Source organism: Idiomarina sp. HB, assembly GCF_048059115.1.
Classification (GTDB): Bacteria; Pseudomonadota; Gammaproteobacteria; order Enterobacterales; family Alteromonadaceae; genus Idiomarina; species Idiomarina abyssalis.
In genome coordinates this window covers 503,209-523,057 of sequence record NZ_JAYLVU010000001.1, presented here as the reverse complement: position 1 = coordinate 523,057, position 19,849 = coordinate 503,209, and the positions used below count along the sequence as shown (strand labels likewise).

The window sequence follows — 19,849 nt, the reverse complement described above, 5'->3', positions numbered from 1 at the left end:
TGGCGTACAGTTGTACGCTAAACTGCGCCCTAGTTTTTGAATAACTAAATTAGGGTATTTATGAATCAGTCGAGCTTTACTCGCGAAGAACTTCTGGCCTGCAGTCGCGGGGAAATGTTTGGTCCTGGCAACAGCAAGCTGCCAGCCCCCAATATGCTAATGATGGATCGCATCATTGAAATTAATGAAGACGGCGGTTCGGCCGGCAAAGGTTTTATCCATGCTGAGCTCGATATCCACCCTGACCTTTGGTTTTTTGATTGTCACTTTAAGGGTGACCCTGTCATGCCTGGTTGTCTTGGTCTTGATGCTATGTGGCAATTACTTGGTTTTCACCTGGCATGGTCTGGTGGACCGGGCCGCGGACGCGCATTAGGTGTTGGTGAAGTGAAATTCACCGGGCAAATACTTCCTGAACATAAAAAAGTAAGCTACTACATTGATATGACGCGAGTCATTAAGCGCAAATTGTTCATGGGTGTGGGCAATGGACGCGTGGAAGTAGACGGCCGCGAGATCTATACCGCCAAAGACTTAAAAGTGGGTCTATTTACAGATACTTCTACTTTCTAAAACTCGTCTTAAACGAAAAAACGCCGATGCTTTTTTATATTTAAGCATCGGCGTTTAAATTATCTATCTATTTACTTCTGACACTTAGCGGAATAAGCCGGTATTTCTGGCCTCCATTGCATCTCGCCAACCTCCCAGCCAGTGGGATCTAAAATCATCTTGAGTTTGATAAGGACAGTGGTCTTTTGAGCGGCCATGCAAACCAGCTTTAAAGCCTTGAGTATGTGCTCTTTCAAAGCGATCACGCTTTTGTCTTTTCATAAATCTATCCCTCGCCTGTTATTCACAGATTATTATTTAGAGAGTTGAGGCGTTTTTTTGTTGCCTCATTACTATTGATAGACTTATTTCAGGAGAGTTCAATCGTAAAAGCAGCACAGTATCCATTGACTTTTTTTAACGGATTGAAACTGTGCTACTTTTTATTTTCTAAACGATTATGATTTTTTGGTCTTAAGGAAGGCTCTTCTGCGTATTGCGGTAATAAGCAAACCAAGTGAGCCTAAAGTAAGCAGTGAAAACAGGCCGGTTGACGCACCTTCACGCTCAATTTGATTCTCTTCCTGGCGGCAGTTATTCAGTTCACCATCAACAGGATCAAGTTTGATTGTTACTGCGACTTCCCGCGTTTGAGTCTCACCCGATTCGTCCTGATACTCTTCCTGCTTTAGGGCTGTAGCAAGGATAACACCGTTATCATTTATGCTATTGGCTTCTACTATATCGTAAGGACTATCACAGCTAATCGCGTCGTTTAAGTTAATAAACTCTGCAGCATCATCGGTACTGTCATAAGCAAAACCAACGCGTTGCCGAACGTTAGACAACGTTGCTTCAATCTCGCCTGTACCTACTGCCATGCCATTATTGTTAATTGAATGAATAATGGTTGAGGATCCAGTGAAGAACCCGGGTACCATCGTCAATTCATCGAGATCAACATCATAAATGAAAGCTGTGTTTCTTAAGGTACCAGACAAGTTTTCAACTAAATAACCAGCCGCCTGGTTATTATCATTGATGTCTTTTGCTGACCCCCAAAAATATTTTTCATCTTCTGTCACAGGTACTGCTTCACCGTCGACAAAAATGGCTGGCATACGAATAGCGCCGCGCTGGGGATGATAAGTCCAACTCTGGCCGACAGCAATACCGTTATTGTTGACAGCAAAAGCATAACTTGAGAAATCTCGATCATCTTCCTCGTTTCTTGGAACTAATGTCCCAAGCTCTTGCTGGCTAATAACTTCGCCACTAGCATCAAGCTGCCATAAGAAGCCTCTAACATCATAAATTGAACGTCGTGCAGAAAAGCTAGATCTGCCTCCGCCAAAGCGAGGATTATAAAAAGGCTCTATATTTGACGCGCCGGTGCTTTTTGTCTCAAACCAGATGTTCCAGGCGCAAACCTGAAGTGGAGCAGAAACGATATCATCTTCATCTTCTGGTTCGCAGTTAGCTATGCGCTCTTCGGATCTTGGGCTTACACCTACACTGGCGTATCCCGCCGCTAGTCCGCTATCGTTAATATCGAAAAGAGCACTTTCACCACCAAGATAATCCGTTGCTGGAGGCGTTATTGAAGTCGTTTCACCGTTGTTATACCAAACGCCCCGAGTAATGAAGTCTGAAACAAAAAATTCAGAAGTTTGCTCCTCACCTTCACCATCTGTATATGTGTATTCAATTAAACCAAACGGAGCGCTGCTGTAACCCACTGCCGAATTCTGGTTATTTATTGAATAAAAAAAGCTGTCCGTGCTGTCTTCTAACTGATCTTCGTTTGCAGGAAAGGGAACAATGGACTGAACAGTCGTATCAAAATAATAAGAACGGTTAATGCCGACCCTTTGCTGCTGAGGTTCAGAGTTTCGCTCATTGGCTATTTGCTGAATAATGTATTCTCGTTGTTCCGGCGTTAAGGTATCAACCTCCTCTATGTCGGCGATTCCCGCATTCTGCAAAATAGCTGGAGATATCTTAGTCAGATCAAGTTCAACATCGGTCGGTAGGCGCGAAACACCGACAACAAACTCCTGAGCATTGATATCCTTCGCAAAACTGTGGCGAAAATTATCAGCGGTTGGAATCTCTTCAATTTCATATTTATCTGCTACAGCAGAGAAAGATATTGTCGACACTATCGCGACTGTGAGTGTTTTCAGCGTAAATGATTTCATTATTAACTAACTACTCTGTTCTGATAAGTTTTCCAGTTCTTCCCAGCGCTCCAGATCCTGCATCAATTGCTCTTCAATACTGGCAATTTCAGTCATCACTGGTTCCGTTTTATCTAGTGGCTGTTCAAAGAACCCCGGTTCATTCATTATTTTTTGTAATTCTTCAAGTTTTGCTTCTTTGTCAGCAATAACCTTTGGTAACTGTTCTAGTTCGCGCTGCAGTTTATAGGATAACTTCTTCTTAGGCTTGTCTGAACCTTTGTCACCCGTTTTCTGCTTATTTTGCGCACTTTTGTTGCTGTCTGACTCTTTTGACGATGCTTTGGTTCCGCTATTTGAAAATGAATTTTCAGCCTTAGCGGCTAAATAATGGTTTAGCTCAGTAAAACCACCAATTATTTCAGTAATAACGCCCTCTCCTTCAAAATACAAAACGCTAGTGGCGGTGTTATCGACAAACTCCCTATCGTGGCTGACTAACAGAACAGTCCCCTGATAATTTGCAACAATTTGCTCCAGTAACTCTAAAGTTTCGATATCAAGGTCGTTGGTCGGCTCATCCAGTACCAAAATATTGCTGGGTTTCAGCAAGATCTTAGCTAACAGAGCTCGGTTTCTCTCACCACCAGATAAGGCACGAACGGGAGTCCGGGATTGTTTAGGGCTAAACAGAAAGTCCTGTAAGTAACTAAGAATATGACGGCTACGTCCCTGAAATTCGATATCCTGCTTACCATCACCAACGTTATCCATCACGGTTTGTTCAGGATCAAGCTGCGATCGATGTTGATCAAAATAAGCAACTTCAAGGTTTGTACCCAGTTGAACTTTTCCGCTGTCAACGTCCTGCATGCCCAGAATAACCTTGATTAAGGTACTTTTGCCGCAACCATTCGGACCGACAAAAGCGACTTTGTCGCCGCGCATTAGCAATAAGTCCAAATCATTAATAATCGGTTTTTCACCAAAACGTAAGGACAGATCTTCCCCTTCAAAAACTTTTTTGCCTGAACGAGATGATTCATTAACAGACAGGTTCGCTTTTCCCTGAAGTTCCCGACGTTGCTGTCGTTGTTTGCGCAAATCCTGGAGTGCACGCACCCGACCTTCGTTACGAGTTCGTCGTGCCTTTATTCCTTGTCGGATCCAGGTTTCCTCAGCAGCTAACTTTTTATCAAACTCGGCATTGTGAGTTGCTTCGACTTCCAGCGCTTCTTGCTTCTTTTGCAAATAGGTATCGTAATTTCCGGGGTAACTGGTCAAATGCCCACGATCAAGATCGATAATTCGGGTGGCCAGACGACGAATAAATGCCCTGTCGTGACTAATAAATAGTACAGCACCAGAAAAATTAACGATTTGCTCTTCCAGCCAACGCACCATTTCAATATCCAAATGGTTGGTCGGTTCGTCCAGCAACAAAATGTCGGGATCAACAACCAAGGCACGAGCCAAAGCCACACGACGTAGCCAACCACCAGAAAGTGAAGCCATGGTTTCATCGGCCGGCAATTGCAGTTTCGTTAAGACCTGCTCTATTCGCGTATTCACCTGCCACCCGTTAATGGCGTCCAATTGATTCTGCAATTTATCCATTTCATCAAGTGTGGCACTGCTTGGCGAGTCAGTAAGGCTGGCTGAGAGTTCATGATAACGAGCCAACGCTTTACCCGATTCCGCCAGGGCTTCGGCAACGTAGTCAAATACTCTCTGCTCTGACTGTTTGGGCGGGTCCTGAGGTAAGCGTGTTACCTTAGTATCTCCAACCCACTGTATTTGTCCCGAGTCCAGAACCACTTCACTGTCGATAGCTTTCAGTAAAGTTGATTTGCCCGCACCATTTCGGCCAACTAAACAAACCCTTTCACCCGCTTCAATAGTAAAATCAACACCGTCTAAAATGGCATCGGCGCCAAAGGCCAGGTGCGCATCCTGTACACGTAATAAACTCATTGCTCTACAAACTCCAGCAATTGATTAGCATCGAAAGGCCAACGCAACTCGGCGTCGTCTTTTCCTCGAATAAATACTGGCACTAACCAGCCGTATTCTTCCTGCAGCTCCTGCTGTTCGGCTATATCGACCACGCCAAGTTCAACCGGCTCTTCCAGATCAAGCAAATGCAATAACTGAATAGCCTGCGTGCAAAGCGGACAATTTGGTTTGGTTAGCAAATAAAAATCCGACATTAATTACGCTCTTGAAATAATAAAATAGTGGTGAATACCCTTATGACGTTTAAAATCTTCCGGTATCGACGCTTGAGTTTGATCATTTACTTCAAGACCGGCTTTATCCAGGCCTTCGGTGTCGATGCGGAATTTCTTTCTATTGTTAGAGAATAGAATCACGCCATCCTCTTTCAACATTCCCGTGGCGGTTTTTATCAAACCGACGTGGTCACGCTGTATGTCTAAGGTTCCGCTCATACGTTTTGAGTTACTAAAGGTGGGCGGATCAAGGAAAATAACGTCAAACAGTTGCTTGCCCCTTTGTTCCCGCATCCAGCTAAAGCAGTCAGCCTGAATAAACTGGTAGTCGCCTCGTAAGCGGTTTAAGGCAAAGTTACGCTCGCCCCACTTCAGGTAAGTTTTCGACATATCAACAGAAACGACTCGTGCGGCTCCGGCTCTGGCGGCCTGAACAGAGGCTGTGCAGGTATAGGCAAATAAATTCAGCACATCCAATTCTTCGCATTTATCCAGTAGCTCTTTACGCACTAATCTGTGGTCCATAAATAAACCGGTATCCAGGTAGTCGGTTAAATTCACCTCAAACTTGGCGCCGTATTCGTTAACCGCTAATACTGTGCTTTCCTGCGACTGCTTTTCGTATTGCTGTTTACCGCTTTGGCGCTGGCGGCGTTTCAAAATGATTTTATCTTCTGACACCGGCAAGGCTGAACTCAAAGACTCGAGCATGAACCACAAACGGTCATTGGCAACGCCTTCCGGAATGTCTTTTGGAGCTGCATATTCCTGCACAACCACGTAATCCTGGTAGATATCGATAGCGGCGTTGTACTCAGGAATGTCCGCGTCATAAACACGCCAGCAATCCAGTCCTTCCTTGTCCGCCCACTTGCTTAATTTTGCGTAGTTTTTCTTAACCCTATTAACCAAGTCATCAGCTTGACTCTCTGCGAAGTCAGGTTGCTCTTTAGTTAAGTCGTAAAGCGCCAGATTAACCGGAATTGCACCGTTTAATAGCGGATATTTCTTATGGCTGCGCAATTTAAGGCGTTTAAGTAACTGTTCGTCTCCAGCCAATACGGCTATATGCCAATTGTGGAAAGTGTCTTTTAATTGACGGCCAAAACGGCGGTACAATAGTAAGGTTTCAACGGCCTCACCCAGACGTTCCCCGTAGGGAGGATTACAGACTAACAGGCCACTTTCCGCCGGTGCTACACAGTTTGTCGCATCTGCAACTTCAAACTCTATCACTTCATGTAATAACACCCGCTTGGCGTTATCTTTAGCTTTAGCGACCAGGTGTGGGTTGTTGTCAGAGCCTTTTAACTGGCCTTTAAAGCTCATCTTCCCTTCTTTAAAGCGCTGTTCTGCCTGCTCGAGTACGTCATGCCATAATTGCGGCGAATGCTCATGCCAATACAAAAAGCCCCAATGCGCGCGGCTCAAGCCTGGTGCGTGATCCATAGCCATCATGGCTGCTTCTATTACTAAGGTGCCTGAACCACAAAACGGGTCAAAAATAACAGGTTCATCTTTTTCTAATTCATTTTTGATGCCCGCACGAACTAATATGGCGGCGGCTAAGGTTTCCCGCAACGGCGCTTCGCCCTGCTGCAGGCGGTATCCCCTTTTGTGCATACCGTCGCCGGTAAAGTCTAAAGACCAGGTTAGCTTGTCTTTATGCACTCGTACCGCAATACGAATGTCCGGATCCTGCTTATCAATACTGGGGCGTTCAAACCCGTTATTGCGAAAGTTGTCGACAATGCAGTCTTTAACTAACTGTGCGCCAAACTGGGTATGGCGAATGTCGTCATTACCGCCGGAAAAATCAACCACGAAAGTTCTGTTCGCATCGAAAACCTTGCTCCAGGAGAATTGAGTCAATGCCAGTTTAATCTCATCCAGGCTGGAAACTTCCTTTTCACCCAGTTGTAATAGCATACGGCTTGCTAACCTGGACCACATAGCTACGGTATAAGCCTGCTGCAAATCAGTCTCGATATAGCAACCCGCAAGGGTTTGCTTAACATGACTTAAATTGAATTCTTGCAACTCATCAAACAAAAGCCCTTCAAGACCTTTGGAGCACGCAATAAAAAAACGATACATAGAAACTTCGCCTAAAAAATTAAGGGGACAATTATAACGGAGAGCTCAGTGGCTGTCTGTAATTCCAGCTGAAATAAGGGAATTACAGAGAGAATGACTAATAAAGCAACAGTTAAACCGTATTTGTATAAATACTATGCGGTTGGTTTAAATAAAGCTTGCGCGACACGAATTATGACTATACTATGCGCTCTCAATCGGACGCGGGGTGGAGCAGTCTGGTAGCTCGTCGGGCTCATAACCCGAAGGTCGTAGGTTCAAATCCTGCCCCCGCAACCAACGTCCGGACAGAAATATCTTCATATTAATTCCCCAGAACACATCTGTACTTTCTGTACTTCCCTGAAAAAATTAATAAATAAACTTACTAAGCCAGCTGTTGGCTCCAGTTAGACTGCGCTGACATTGCTAAGTCGACTGTCGCAGGTAAAAGTCGATTTAATGTGACTTTTATAACGTAAAACTGTTTTAACGACTTAATTGCCGAAAGCTGCATTCCATCGCTTAATAATAAGCAGGTTGCAAATTCATCATCTGCATCAAGAATTAAAAATAACCCTTGGTCGAAGCCTGAATTTAACTCGCATAAGGTGCGCTCTGCCGGCCATTCATTAATGTCGGACTTTTGGAAATGCCAGCTTTGAGGCATTTGAGGACGACCAAAACGACTCCATGCAGTTGCATTGAGTGCCGCACTACATGGGGTACAGGGGATTTTATCTGAAGGATAAGACTCTAAAACCTCACTAACCTTTTGGAAGGTTGTAGCATCCTCAATATCCATTAGCTGTTCACTAAAGTGAATATTGACTAATTGACTCGGTTTGTAAGGTGTTTCAAAGACGCTGTCTTCGTTCAGCTTAATGCTGAGCTTGCCAGTTTCTGCATTGAACAACCATAGCCAATGGGATTCCGATTCCACAGTGTTAGCCTTTATAATTAGAAGAATTTAAGCCTTGCGATAAGATACTAAACTCGCACGGCTATTACAAGCGGTTAACAATTGAGCGAATAAGCCCCGGCCCCTGATAAATAAACCCTGTATAAATTTGCACCAGGCTAGCTCCAGCCCTGAATTTGGCCTGCGCCGCCTCGGGTGAATCTATGCCACCAACACCAATTACTGGTATCTGCCTTTGCAAAGTTTTACATAAGAGCTCTATCACTCGAGTACTTTTATCCTGTAGTGGTTTACCGCTTAAGCCCCCTGCTTCCTTAGCCTTATCATCACGCAAACCATCTCGCGAAAGTGTCGTGTTTGTGGCAATCACACCATCCATTTTATTTCGCAACAAAGACTGAGCCATGACTTCAACTTCGCTTTCTTCAAGATCCGGAGCTATTTTCACAACCAGCGGAACATAACGATCATATTTATTCGCCAGTTCAAGTTGCGACTCCTTAAGCCCGGAAAGCAAAGCATCAAGACTTGAACCATGTTGAAGATCTCTTAAACCAGGTGTATTAGGTGATGAAATATTAATTGTCACGTAACCGGCGTAAGGGTAAACCTTTTCCAGGCACGCAAGATAATCATCAAGGGCTCGCTCTTCCGCGGTGTTTTTATTCTTACCGATATTGATGCCCAGCACACCTTTATAAGATGAAGCCTTTACGTTTTCGAGCAATACATCCACACCGTGGTTGTTGAACCCCATGCGGTTGATAATTGCTTCATCTTCAACCAGTCGAAATAAACGCGGTTTATCATTTCCTGGCTGTGCTAAAGGCGTAACTGTACCAACTTCAATAAATCCAAAGCCCATTTGTGCAAAGGCATCGATACACTCAGCATTTTTATCAAGCCCCGCCGCTAAGCCTACCGGGTTAGGAAAGTCTATCCCCATAACCCGGACAGGTTTACTTGGTAGGTTTTGCTTCCAAAGCAAAGACAACGGAGTCCGATGCCATTTACTTAAGATCCCGAGCGTAAGCTCGTGCGTTTTCTCGGGATCTTGTTTAAACAACCATGGTCGAATCAGCTTATACATTAACTGACAACTTTCGGTGCACAGTTGTGGCTTAACAGCATCAGCTCTCTCAGAGCAACCGAGAACTTAGCAAACTCATGGCTCTTCGTTGTACGGAAATCCGATAACATCTGCTGCCAACGGGAAAGCAAGACTTCATTTTGCTCTATCCACTCACTGATCATTTTCTCAGGGTCACTGACATCCGGTGTGGAACGCAGCACAACCTGAGTCAAAGAACGTTGCTGCCAGTCAAGCTCTTCCCGGAACGCTGCTCGTGCCAGTGCCTGCCAGTGATTTGCAACAGGTTGATTATTAATTTGAGTTAAGAACCAATGCAGGTTTATCTCTGCGCCTAAACGGAAATACAGTGTGCCCACAGTCTTAAACGATTGACCTGTTTCGTTAGCCACTTCCGCTAAGTCCATAGCAGAGAACACTGTGCTCAGGCTGGCAACCTGCTTAGCAAGGTTAGCCGGGAAGCCATGTTCTTTGTACTTCTCAATGCTTTGCTCAATGACATTCGCTTCCTCTTCCACCATGTACTTAAGGCTATTTTTGCGCAAGTCATCGAAGGCGCCCATATAGAAGTCCAGGTGTTCCTGCACTCCGCTCAATGCCGGGTTACGATGGCGTAAGAACCAACGCGTTGCCCGACGCACCATACGACGGAGCTGGAATAGAACGTCATTCTGAACTTCAGCCGGAACTTTGTTATTCAAGGCTTCAATTTGTTCCCAGAGCTCTTCAACTTTAAAACATTCACGTGCAACCACATAAGCTGATGCAATTTCTGCATACGATGCGCCGGTAGCTTCTTGCTTACGGAATACGAAGTTCGGTCCCATATCGTTAACGATATTATTAGCCAACTTAGTAGCAATAATCTGACCTTTTAGCGGATGTGATGTCATGCTATCCGCAAAGCTTTCACGCAATGCTTCCGGGAAAGAATCAAATAACTCGCGCATGTGATACGGATCTTCAGTAATTTCATCCGTAATCAGTTGCTCTTTCAGAACCATCTTCCCATAAGCCGTTATAGTGGCTAATTCTGGGCGTGTCAGGCCTTGGTTAGCTGCCTGACGTTCGACCAGTTCGTCATCATCGGGTAAAAACTCAAGCTGACGGTTTAATGCATGTTCCCGCTCGAGATGATGAATGAAGCGCTGGTATTCTTTAACCTGATCGGTACCACGCAATGCCGTTACAGAGATAGATTGTGTTTGTCTGTTACAGTCATCAAGCACAATCTTTGCAACGTCGTCGGTCATATCATAAAGCAGCTTATCGCGTTGCTTCTTAGTAAGGTCGCCATTATTGACCAAACCGTTTAGCAATATTTTGATATTAACTTCGTTATCCGAACAGTCGACACCACCAACGTTGTCGACGAAGTCCGTATTGACTCGACCGCCCTTCTGGGCAAATTCAATACGTCCTAACTGAGTAAAGCCTAAATTACCGCCTTCTCCAATAATTTTAGCGTTTAGATCCCGGCCATTTACGCGTAATGCGTCGTTAGCGCGGTCGCCAACATCACTGTCCGTTTCGGCCTTACCTTTAACATAGGTACCAATGCCGCCGTTCCAGATAAGATCGACTTCCATTGTTAAGCAGGCTTTTATTAACTCGTTAGGCGTCATGGATTTCTTCTGGGTGCCCAGCATTTTCTTAATTTCAGGCGTTAGCTCAATAGCTTTCGCGCTTCTTGAGAATATGCCACCACCTTTTGAAATTAAGTCGCGATTGTAGTCGTCCCAGCTTGAACGAGGCATTTTAAACAAGCGATCTCGTTCTTCCCATGACTTCGCCGCATTCGGTTCAGGGTCAATAAAAATGTGTAAATGGTTAAATGCCGCCTGCAAGCGAGTGTGTTTGGACAGCAGCATACCGTTACCGAAAACATCCCCTCCCATATCGCCGACAGCGACACAGGTAAAGTCGGTTGTTTGACAATCGATACCCATTTCCCGGAAGTGACGTTTTACAGACTCCCAGGCGCCGCGAGCGGTGATACCCATTTTCTTGTGGTCATAGCCAACGGAACCGCCTGATGCGAAAGCATCACCGAGCCAAAAGTTGTACTCAGCAGAAATGCCGTTAGCAATGTCAGAGAAAGTAGCGGTACCTTTATCAGCAGCAACCACTAAATAAGAGTCATCTTCGTCGTGACGAACCACATCTTTAGGTGGAACAATCTCACCTTCAACAATGTTATCTGTGATATCCAGCAAAGCACGGATAAAGGTTTTATAGCACTCTTTGCCTTCGGTCATCATACCTTCACGGTCTTCTGGTAACGCTTTGCAAATAAAGCCACCTTTAGCACCAACAGGAACGATAACTGTGTTTTTAACCTGCTGCGCTTTAACCAATCCAAGCACTTCAGTACGGAAGTCTTCCCGACGGTCAGACCAACGCAAACCACCACGCGCTACTTTTCCACCACGAAGGTGCACACCTTCCACTCTCGGAGAGTAAACAAAGATTTCAAACTTAGGCAACGGCAATGGCATTTCCGGAACAAGTTCAGGTAAGAACTTAACCGAAATATAGGGTTTATCGTTACCTTGTTCATCCTGCTGGAAGAAGTTAGTGCGTAACGCGGCATCAATGAGCTCAACATAGCGACGAATAATACGATCGTCATCAAGGTTTGCTACGTTATCCAGTTCAGTATTGATACGAGTATGAAGCGCTTCAATTTTCTTCTCTGCGCCTTTTGTTCCCGGCTCAAACTTGCTGTAGAACATTTTCACAACCAGCTTGGCCAACAGCGGATACTTACTGAATGTGCTCTCTATGTAACTCTGACTGAATGTCGTTCCAATTTGACGCATATATTTGGCAAACATGCGCAAAATAGTTGCCTGGCGACCATTCATGCCAGCACCTAGCACCAGACGGTTGAATCCATCATCTTCTAATTTACCATTCCAGACGAGTGCAAACGCTTCCTGGAAAGTTTCACGACTTTCTTCCAGGTTCAGTGAACCTGCGGTATGCAACATATGAAAGTCCAGTACCCAGTACACATCGCCATCGGCTGTTTTTATCTGGTACGGACTCTCACCAATGACGCGCAAACCAAAGTTTTCCAACATCGGTAAAACATCTGACAAATGAATCGGTTCATCTTTATGGAACAACTTCAGGTGCAAATGCTTGCTGTCGTCTTTTTCTTCCTGCGCACGGTATAAAACCATACCCAACTTATGTTCGTCATTTAGCGACTCAAGCTGCTTAATGTCTGATATAGCAACTGAGGGAAGTACGTCTTCTTTATAAGCTCGTGGGAACGCTGTGGCGTAACGTTTGTTTAAACGCGTTGCATTGGCTTCCCCAAATGTCGACTGCAAAATACGTTCGAAATTATCTTCCCATGTGCGGGCCGCTTCAATTAAATTCTGTTCTAATTCTTTCACGTTCACATCCTGATGATCTTGGCTCAAACGCACAGTGTAATGTGTTCTCGCTAATGAAGACTCGGAGAAGTAAGTGGTAAAGTCCACGTCATATTCAGTTTTTAATGTACGGGCTAAAACGCTTTGAGTTCTCTGGCGCAACAGCGTGTTATAACGCTCTTTTGGTACGTAAACCATGCAGGACATAAAGCGGCCGAAGATATCACGACGCAGAAAAGCGCGGGTCATGTCACGCTCTTGCATTTGTAAGACGCCCAGGCCAACAGTCAGCAAGTCATCTTCTTCAGCCTGAACGATTTCATCTCGCGGATACGTTTCTAAAATGTTCAATAACGCTTTTGCGGCGTGGGACTGTGGAGCAAAGCCTGACATCTCTAACACACGAGAGATTTTTTCGCTGACAAGCGGAATATCACGGGCGCTGTTATTGTAGAAGTTTGCTGAATAAAGACCGATGAAACGATCCTCACCGACCACTTCGCCTTTCTCGTTAAATCGCTTAACACCGATATAGTCAGAATATGCCGGGCGATGCACCCGCGATTTAGAGTTCGTTTTTGTTAACAACAACAAACGATCATTTTGGGTAATTTCGCGGGCATCTTCCGGTAAACTTGAAACCATACGGCCTTTGTCGCTGACGGAATTTTTCATCAGACCCAGGCTGGAATCTTTTACTTGTTTAAGTTCGTAGTCCCCTTTTACCGGGGTTAATTCATACGAGCGATAACCTGTTAACGTGAAATTATCGTTTGCCAGCCACTGTAAAAAGCGCTGAATTTCTTTTTTCTCTTTTTTTGAGCCTGGGTAATAATCATTACTCAATTGTTCCGAAACAACCTGCAGACGGCTGCGCATCGACTGCCAATCTTGCACCGCAAGACTGATCTCTTCCATAACAGAAACCAGTTCACTTTTTAAAGTCTTAATTTCTTTCTGGCTTGTCTGACGGTCTATTTCAATCAAAAATACCGTATCTACATAGTTGTCATTGCTACGGGTGCCCGGCTTTTGCAGCTCTGTAACCTGGCCTTTATTGTCGCGTTTATGGCTTAAAGGCATATGCAACAGCAAATGAGAGGTGATCCCTAGTCTAGCCAACGCCATCCGCACAGAGTCGACCATAAAAGGCATGTCACTCTGAATGATTTCAATAATGGTATGCGGTGACTCCCAGCCATCGGTTGGAACTTCAGGGTTGTAAACTTTAATCAGCGCTTTATCACCGGACTTATATTCATTAAAACTGTGCCACAGGCCTAAAACCGCACCATACATATCGCTGTCGTGGCGGTTAGTTAAGTCATCACTGGCAATATTACGATATAGGCGCTTGGCAAAATCTGCTACTAAGTGCGCCTGAGAGGAAGGAACTTTCTTATTTATCAATTCAACGACTTTTTCCAGTAAAACCGGAGATTGACTATCGACCAACGACATAATTACAGAGTCCTTGAGGTTGTTGGTGAAACGTCGTAGGCAAGCCCAAATGCGGCCCACGGCCAGAGAATATATGATTGATGTTATTGTCGAACATTTACGCTGGGGTTTCAACGCTTATTCGCGCTAAAAACAGGTGTTTAGACCAGATATGACGGGGAAACTAATATAAGTATTTAGTTTAACTGAATGGACTCTAGGTCAGTCGCTTTAAACCTACAAACTTTTGTTGCTCGTCAACCTGTAAAAGGAAGCGTCCGTGTATTCCCTGGGTGTCAATAAAAGGAATTAAACGACCCGCGGGAAGTGCAACCCGCGTGCCGTTAACCGTTGTAACAACGACTTGTTGATAACCTTTACTGTAATAAACATCGCAGAACTCTTGATAGCTCATTCCCAGGTTAAAAACATATTCAATGATCACCGTCGCGTTATACCTTTAGATAATTATTCACTTAGACAACTTTCTATCTTTTCAAACAAATCACTCGCCAAGTTTGGCAGTTCTCGTAATGTCTCAAGCTCTTTACGCATAAGTTGCTGTCGGCTACTGTCATAACGTCGCCAGCTAACAAAAGCGGAAAGCAAACGCGAAGCAACCTGAGGGTTGCTGGTATTTAATTGCTGAATGACTGAGCCAATTAATTCGTACCCGGTTCCATCAGCTCTATGAAATTGCGGCTGATTCTGCGTAAATGCTGCTAATAAAGAATATATACGGTTAGGATTTTTCAGTGAAAAGTCCGGATGCGTCATTAAACTTTTAACTCGTTCAACCGTTTTTTCATTGTTAGCAAGTGCCTGGGTGCTGAACCATTTATCCATAACCAGTTTTTCACCACGCCACTGTTCTTCAAACTGATTTAACAAAGGTTCCGCAACGACGTTATTCGCCCAGACAGCCGCCTGTAAAGCGCCAAGCTGGTCGGTCAAATTATCAGCCTGGTTAAATTGTTGCTTTAAGCGATTAGAAGTTTTGTCACCAAGTTCAGCTAAGTAGCTTAAGCAAACCTGCTTCAATTGACGCTTAGCAATATCCTCGCCATTTAACTGGTAAGCTTTTTCAGAGACACAAACATCCAGAAGCTCTTTGAAGTCATCCTCTAATGCTTCGGCCAACTGCAGTTTTAGCGACTTCAACTGAGCATTAATGGCTTCAACCGGAATGGTTTCATAACCATCAGCGATAGTTGATGCCGTTGGCAGAGTTAAGGCGAGAGCTTTTAAAGCCGGATCCGTATTTGCCTGAAGTAAGTTCCGGCACGCCTGAATGGTTTGTTCGGACAGTTCGGCGCTGCTTTTAGTAGCAATGCCCTTTTCCACAATACGTGTAAACAGAGACTGGGCAGCATCCCAGCGGCTGAAATCGTCTTCGCTATGAGCAAGTAAGACTCTTAGCTCGTCATCGGTTAACGACCGTTTTACTTTTACCGGAGCCGAAAAGTTGTCAAATAAGGACAAAATCGGTTTCTCTGGAACATTGTCAAAAGCAAAAGTTGCCTCGGCATCTTTCAAATGCAAAACATCATCATCGCTTAATGACAAACGTTGACCTTGTTCGCTATAAGCGGACCATTTAACGGGAATATGGAACGGGGCCTTTTCTTCTTGGCCGGGAGTTGAAGCTGTTGACTGTTTTAATATCAACGTAAGACGTTTTTCGTTTTCTTCGTAAACTTCCTCAACGGTCACAACCGGTGTGCCAGCCTGCGAGTACCAGTTACGGAAGGTGCTGAAATCTTTACCGTTAGCATCTTCCATAGCTTTGACAAAGTCTTCGCAGGTTACTGCGTTGCCGTCGTGACGCTCAAAATAAAGCTTCATGCCTTTTTGGAAACCTGCTTCGCCAAGCAGAGTGTGGATCATACGAATAACTTCAGCACCCTTATTATAGACCGTTACCGTGTAGAAGTTGTTCATTTGAACCACTTTATCCGGTCTAATTGGGTGCGCCATTGGACCTGAGTCTTCAGCAAATTGGTGGCTACGAATAACCCGAACATCCTGAATTCGGTTAACTGCGCGAGAGCCTAAATCTGAACTGAATTCTTGATCACGAAACACCGTTAAGCCTTCTTTTAAGCTCAGTTGAAACCAGTCACGACAAGTGACTCGGTTGCCGGTCCAGTTGTGAAAATACTCGTGACCTATAACCGACTCAACATTGAGAAAATCCTGATCGGTTGCGGTTTTTGGGTTCGCTAGTACATACTTTGCGTTAAAAACATTCAGACCTTTGTTTTCCATCGCCCCCATATTGAAGAAGTCCACAGCGACGACCATGTAGATATCAAGATCGTAAACCAGGTCAAAACGCTCTTCATCCCACTTCATCGCATTTTTAAGCGACAGCATGGCATGATCAGCGCGATCAAGATTGCCTTTATCGACAAAGAGTTCTAAATCAACAGTTTGCCCTTCCCGGGTGGTAAACTCATCACGTAAAATATCAAAGTCGCCGGCAACCAGAGCGAACAAGTAACAAGGCTTAGGAAAAGGGTCTTGCCAGGTGGCCAAATGCTTACCGTTTTCAAGCTCAAGATGTTTGATCCGGTTACCATTTGATAGCAAGTACGGAAAGTCACTCTTATCGGCAATAACAGTCGTGGTGAATTTAGCTAAAACATCCGGGCGGTCAAGGTAGAAGGTTATTCTCCGAAAACCTTCCGCTTCACACTGTGTGCAGAACGTATTTTCTGCCAGGTATAAACCTTCGAGAGCTTCATTAGCCGTCGGATTAACACGGTTCTCAATTTCTAAAGTAAAAGAGTTGAGAGGCGTTTTGAGGGTCAGACTATGCTCATCATGCTGGTATAAGTCTTCCGAAACCTCTTCCCCATCAACTTTGATACTCAGCAAAGTTAACTGTTCTCCATCAAGTACCAAAGGCTTTTCATGTTCGCCTTGTCGTACAACTTTTAAGACGCTCTTTACCCGAGTTTCAGTCGGATGAAGATCAAACGTTAAATCGACATCCGTTATTGTGAATTCAGGTTCTTGATAATCTTTACGATATTTAGCCTTTGGTAATTGTGTCATAGCTTCCTTCTGTATTGATTAAGCTTTAGCTGTCTCTTCTTTAGGGTTTAGATACAGTATCGTCCAACCCGTGTAAGCAAATACAATGGCAATAAGCGGTGTCAGATAGTTAAAGAACGCATAAATACCATATTCAAACGGGCTCACTGCAAGTACTGAGAACATATAAGCACCACAGGTGTTCCATGGAATAAGAGCCGAGGTGATCGTACCGCTGTCTTCCAGAGTTCGGGACAGAACGCGAGGGTCTAAATTACGGCGCTCATATTCTTCTTTAAACATACGCCCTGGCAATACAATAGCCATATACTGATCAGCCGTTAACACGTTTGCCCCAAAGCAAGTAAAAATGGTGCCTGTAATTAGCGAGCCAACACTTTTAGCCGACTTCAGCATGCCGCGGATAAAGCGTTCTAACAGGCCGACTTTTTCCATGATAGCGCCAAAAGTCATAGCACTTAAGATAAGCCAGACAGTGTTCAGCATTGACACCATTCCGCCCCCACTTAGCAGGGAATCTAAATTGGCACTGCCGGTACTGACCTCCACACCGTCTGATAATGCTAACCAAACGACTTTAATGGCCGGCACCCAACCTTCTTCTCCGGCAATAAAACTGATCATTTCAGGCTGAAAAATAAGCGCCCAGGCACCGCCCAGTAATGCGCCAAAAAATACCGTTGGTAACGCAGGCTTTCGAGTTGCAGCCAAATAAAGCAATACAGCTAATGGAACTAACATCGGCCAACCGATATTAAAGGTACCCTGCAACTGTTCCTGCATAAGCTCCAGGCGCTGTAAACTCACATTAGTATCGGCATTAAGGCCAAGAATTAAAAACAGCACGACTGAAATAACAAACGCAGGGCCTGCGGTGTAGCCCATATAACGAATGTGTGCGAACAGTTCCGTCCCCGAAACCGCTGGCGCAAGGTTTGTGGTATCCGATAATGGCGACATTTTATCGCCAAAATAAGCCCCTGAAACAATAGCGCCCGCTGCAATGCCTGGCTCTAAACCCATTCCTGATGCTACGCCCATTAAAGCCACACCAATAGTCGCGGCGGTAGTCCAGGAGCTACCGATAGACAAGGCAACAACACCACAGATAATACAGCTAGCGGCATAGAATAAGCTCGGATTTAGCAGCTCAAGGCCAAAATAAATGAGTGTAGGGACGGTACCCGATAAGAGCCAGGTACCAATCAATGAGCCAACCGCAAGAATGATAAGCATTGCACCCAGAGCAACGGAAATGCCCTCGGTAATACCCTCTTCAATTTGCTGCCAGCTAAAACCATTTCGGAAGCCGATAATAACGGCAATGCCAGCCGCAACTAACAATGCTATCTGGTTCGGTCCGTAAGAAGAGTCTTCGCCAAACAAATAAACCGACGAAGACAACATAGCAATTAGCGCAATTAAAGGGATCAGCGCTTGTAATAAACTGGGTGCTTTTGTTTTATGACTCATTAATTATTCAACCTAAAGTTTTATAAAGCCAATTAGCTGTAAAAAAATAATAATGATGGCGACTGGAGAAATGTATTTAACACAAAGTAACCAGACATCGAAAATGCCTTTTTTGGTATCCAGTTCGTCTTTTGTGAATTCAGAACGCATCACCCAACCTGCTAATACCGCCAACAGTAAACCGCCTAGTGGTAGTAACAAGCTCGATGTTAAAACATCTATGATATCAAAGAGTGAATTAATTGGCTTACCAAACCATTCTCCGCTTAACTGCGCCCATTCAGACCCGGCAAAGGAATGGATCGTTAACTGCCCAAGAAGCCACAATACTCCGGCCGATACGATTGTTGCCGGCCAGCGACTTAAGGAAAATTTTTCAGCAACAAAAGCCACAGACGACTCAATCATCGCAATGGCCGATGTAAATGCTGCAATAACCAGCATGATAAAGAACACTGTTCCGACAAAACCACCCGCCGGCATCTCACTAAAGGCTAAAGGCAAGGTTGTGAAAATAAGCCCGGGGCCTTCACTTGGAGTTAAGCCATAACCAAAAACCAGCGGGAATATGGCCAGACCGGCAAGCAATGCTACAAAAGTATCTATAACAGCAATCCAGAGGCTGGTTTGCACAATTGAAGTTTCACGTGGAAGGTAGGCGCCATACATAATGACAACGCCAGAGGCCAGGCCTAAAGTAAAGAATGAATGGCCTAGTGCTATCATGACACCATTAACACTGAGCTTGCTAAAGTCAGGCTCAAACATAAAGCCTATTGCAGCAGAGAAATCGCCAATACTGCCGGAGTAGACCGCAATGACCACCAATAGAACAATCATGCAGGGCAGTAATAATCTAACCGACCTTTCAAGGCCATTTTTTACACCATTACCAACAACCAAAACTGTGGCTATGATCACCAGGCTGTGCCAAAGCATTAGCTCACCAGGAGATGCCAATAAACCTTCAAAGGTTTTTCCTATCTCTTCAGCTGAAGCCTGGGTAAATGCACCCTGTCCTGCTTTGAATACGTAAGCTAATGCCCAGCCTGCGATCACGGCATAGAAGCTTAAAACTAAGTAGCCGGTAAGCATGCCCAGCCATCCGGCCGATTGCCAGGCAGAGTGCTTACCGGATTCTAACGCAACTGATTTTGCGGCATACCCTGGAGAGTGGCGCCCACGCCGTCCTATAATGACCTCAGCCATCATAATGGGTATGCCAATAGCCAAAATACAAAGCAGATAAACAAGGACAAAAGCACCGCCCCCGTTTTCGCCCATTACATAAGGAAACTTCCAAATGTTACCTAAGCCAACAGCAGCGGCAGAAGAAGCCAATATAAAACTTAGCCGGCTTGACCACCGGCTCGAGATAGCTTGATTATTTGTTGTCATTATTATTAATCGTTTGTGTTTATTAACGCGCTATATGACCA

At 44.7% G+C, this 19,849-nt stretch carries 13 protein-coding genes and 1 tRNA gene; 2 read left to right on the top strand and 12 right to left on the bottom strand.

Going from position 1 to position 19,849, the window contains the following annotated elements; translation table 11 throughout:
- The first annotated feature begins 60 nt into the window (after positions 1 to 60).
- The gene (gene fabA, locus VBY75_RS02665) at positions 61 to 573 is read left to right on the top strand and encodes a 3-hydroxyacyl-[acyl-carrier-protein] dehydratase FabA (RefSeq protein ID WP_054487751.1); all 513 of its coding nucleotides are present in this window, start codon (positions 61 to 63) and stop codon (positions 571 to 573) included.
- A gap of 84 nt (positions 574 to 657) precedes the next feature.
- Here the strand turns inward: fabA and rmf are convergent, their stop codons facing one another.
- The 5 genes from rmf to rlmKL all read right to left on the bottom strand — a co-directional run bounded on the left by rmf (position 658) and on the right by rlmKL (position 7,060).
- Complete coding sequence (gene rmf / locus VBY75_RS02660; protein ID WP_074930759.1) at positions 658 to 834, bottom strand: ribosome modulation factor; 177 nt, start codon at positions 832 to 834, stop codon at positions 658 to 660.
- Positions 835 to 1,010: 176 nt separating this feature from the next.
- On the bottom strand, positions 1,011 to 2,753 hold the full coding sequence (locus VBY75_RS02655) for a DUF3466 family protein (protein ID WP_416510897.1): 1,743 nt from the start codon (positions 2,751 to 2,753) through the stop codon (positions 1,011 to 1,013).
- A 6-nt stretch (positions 2,754 to 2,759) separates the two neighbouring features.
- Positions 2,760 to 4,706 carry an ATP-binding cassette domain-containing protein gene (locus tag VBY75_RS02650; protein WP_416510895.1) on the bottom strand — a complete coding sequence of 649 codons (1,947 nt, stop codon included), beginning with the start codon at positions 4,704 to 4,706 and terminating at the stop codon, positions 2,760 to 2,762.
- Entirely contained in the window at positions 4,703 to 4,942 is a 240-nt protein-coding gene (locus VBY75_RS02645; protein WP_416510893.1) for a glutaredoxin family protein, read from the bottom strand. The genes VBY75_RS02650 and VBY75_RS02645 overlap by 4 nt, the downstream gene beginning before the upstream one ends.
- 3 nt (positions 4,943 to 4,945) lie before the next feature.
- Positions 4,946 to 7,060, bottom strand: coding sequence for a bifunctional 23S rRNA (guanine(2069)-N(7))-methyltransferase RlmK/23S rRNA (guanine(2445)-N(2))-methyltransferase RlmL (gene rlmKL, locus VBY75_RS02640; protein ID WP_416510891.1), 2,115 nt, complete (start codon positions 7,058 to 7,060; stop codon positions 4,946 to 4,948).
- 202 nt (positions 7,061 to 7,262) lie between these two features.
- Between rlmKL and VBY75_RS02635 the strand changes: the two genes are divergently transcribed.
- Positions 7,263 to 7,339 (top strand) — tRNA-Met (locus VBY75_RS02635).
- Positions 7,340 to 7,427: 88 nt separating this feature from the next.
- Here VBY75_RS02635 and VBY75_RS02630 read toward each other — a convergent pair.
- The 7 genes from VBY75_RS02630 to VBY75_RS02600 all read right to left on the bottom strand — a co-directional run bounded on the left by VBY75_RS02630 (position 7,428) and on the right by VBY75_RS02600 (position 19,808).
- Entirely contained in the window at positions 7,428 to 7,982 is a 555-nt protein-coding gene (locus tag VBY75_RS02630) for a cell division protein ZapC domain-containing protein (RefSeq protein ID WP_054487759.1), read from the bottom strand.
- 64 nt (positions 7,983 to 8,046) lie between these two features.
- Complete coding sequence (gene pyrD / locus VBY75_RS02625; protein WP_278354993.1) at positions 8,047 to 9,051, bottom strand: quinone-dependent dihydroorotate dehydrogenase; 1,005 nt, start codon at positions 9,049 to 9,051, stop codon at positions 8,047 to 8,049.
- Positions 9,051 to 13,898, bottom strand: coding sequence for an NAD-glutamate dehydrogenase (locus tag VBY75_RS02620; protein WP_416510888.1), 4,848 nt, complete (start codon positions 13,896 to 13,898; stop codon positions 9,051 to 9,053). The genes pyrD and VBY75_RS02620 overlap by 1 nt, the downstream gene beginning before the upstream one ends.
- A gap of 196 nt (positions 13,899 to 14,094) precedes the next feature.
- Positions 14,095 to 14,322, bottom strand: a complete 228-nt coding sequence (locus VBY75_RS02615) for a DUF2835 domain-containing protein (RefSeq protein WP_054487765.1) — start codon at positions 14,320 to 14,322, stop codon at positions 14,095 to 14,097.
- A 23-nt stretch (positions 14,323 to 14,345) separates the two neighbouring features.
- On the bottom strand, positions 14,346 to 16,937 hold the full coding sequence (pepN, locus tag VBY75_RS02610; protein WP_416510885.1) for an aminopeptidase N: 2,592 nt from the start codon (positions 16,935 to 16,937) through the stop codon (positions 14,346 to 14,348).
- Positions 16,938 to 16,955: 18 nt separating this feature from the next.
- The gene (gene nhaC, locus VBY75_RS02605; RefSeq protein ID WP_054487770.1) at positions 16,956 to 18,410 is read right to left on the bottom strand and encodes a Na+/H+ antiporter NhaC; all 1,455 of its coding nucleotides are present in this window, start codon (positions 18,408 to 18,410) and stop codon (positions 16,956 to 16,958) included.
- A gap of 12 nt (positions 18,411 to 18,422) precedes the next feature.
- A complete protein-coding gene (locus tag VBY75_RS02600) occupies positions 18,423 to 19,808 on the bottom strand; it encodes a sodium-dependent transporter (protein WP_054487772.1) in 1,386 nt (461 codons plus the stop codon).
- Positions 19,809 to 19,849: the final 41 nt, after the last annotated feature.

Coding starts and splice junctions, on each gene's coding strand:
- rmf (WP_074930759.1), bottom strand. CDS start 834: ATGAAAAGACAAAAGCGTGATCGCTTTGAAAGAGCACATACTCAAGGC.
- rlmKL (WP_416510891.1), bottom strand. CDS start 7,060: ATGTATCGTTTTTTTATTGCGTGCTCCAAAGGTCTTGAAGGGCTTTTG.
- fabA (WP_054487751.1), top strand. CDS start 61: ATGAATCAGTCGAGCTTTACTCGCGAAGAACTTCTGGCCTGCAGTCGC.
- VBY75_RS02600 (WP_054487772.1), bottom strand. CDS start 19,808: ATGACAACAAATAATCAAGCTATCTCGAGCCGGTGGTCAAGCCGGCTA.
- nhaC (WP_054487770.1), bottom strand. CDS start 18,410: ATGAGTCATAAAACAAAAGCACCCAGTTTATTACAAGCGCTGATCCCT.
- VBY75_RS02645 (WP_416510893.1), bottom strand. CDS start 4,942: ATGTCGGATTTTTATTTGCTAACCAAACCAAATTGTCCGCTTTGCACG.
- VBY75_RS02655 (WP_416510897.1), bottom strand. CDS start 2,753: ATGAAATCATTTACGCTGAAAACACTCACAGTCGCGATAGTGTCGACA.
- VBY75_RS02620 (WP_416510888.1), bottom strand. CDS start 13,898: ATGTCGTTGGTCGATAGTCAATCTCCGGTTTTACTGGAAAAAGTCGTT.
- pepN (WP_416510885.1), bottom strand. CDS start 16,937: ATGACACAATTACCAAAGGCTAAATATCGTAAAGATTATCAAGAACCT.
- pyrD (WP_278354993.1), bottom strand. CDS start 9,051: ATGTATAAGCTGATTCGACCATGGTTGTTTAAACAAGATCCCGAGAAA.
- VBY75_RS02650 (WP_416510895.1), bottom strand. CDS start 4,706: ATGAGTTTATTACGTGTACAGGATGCGCACCTGGCCTTTGGCGCCGAT.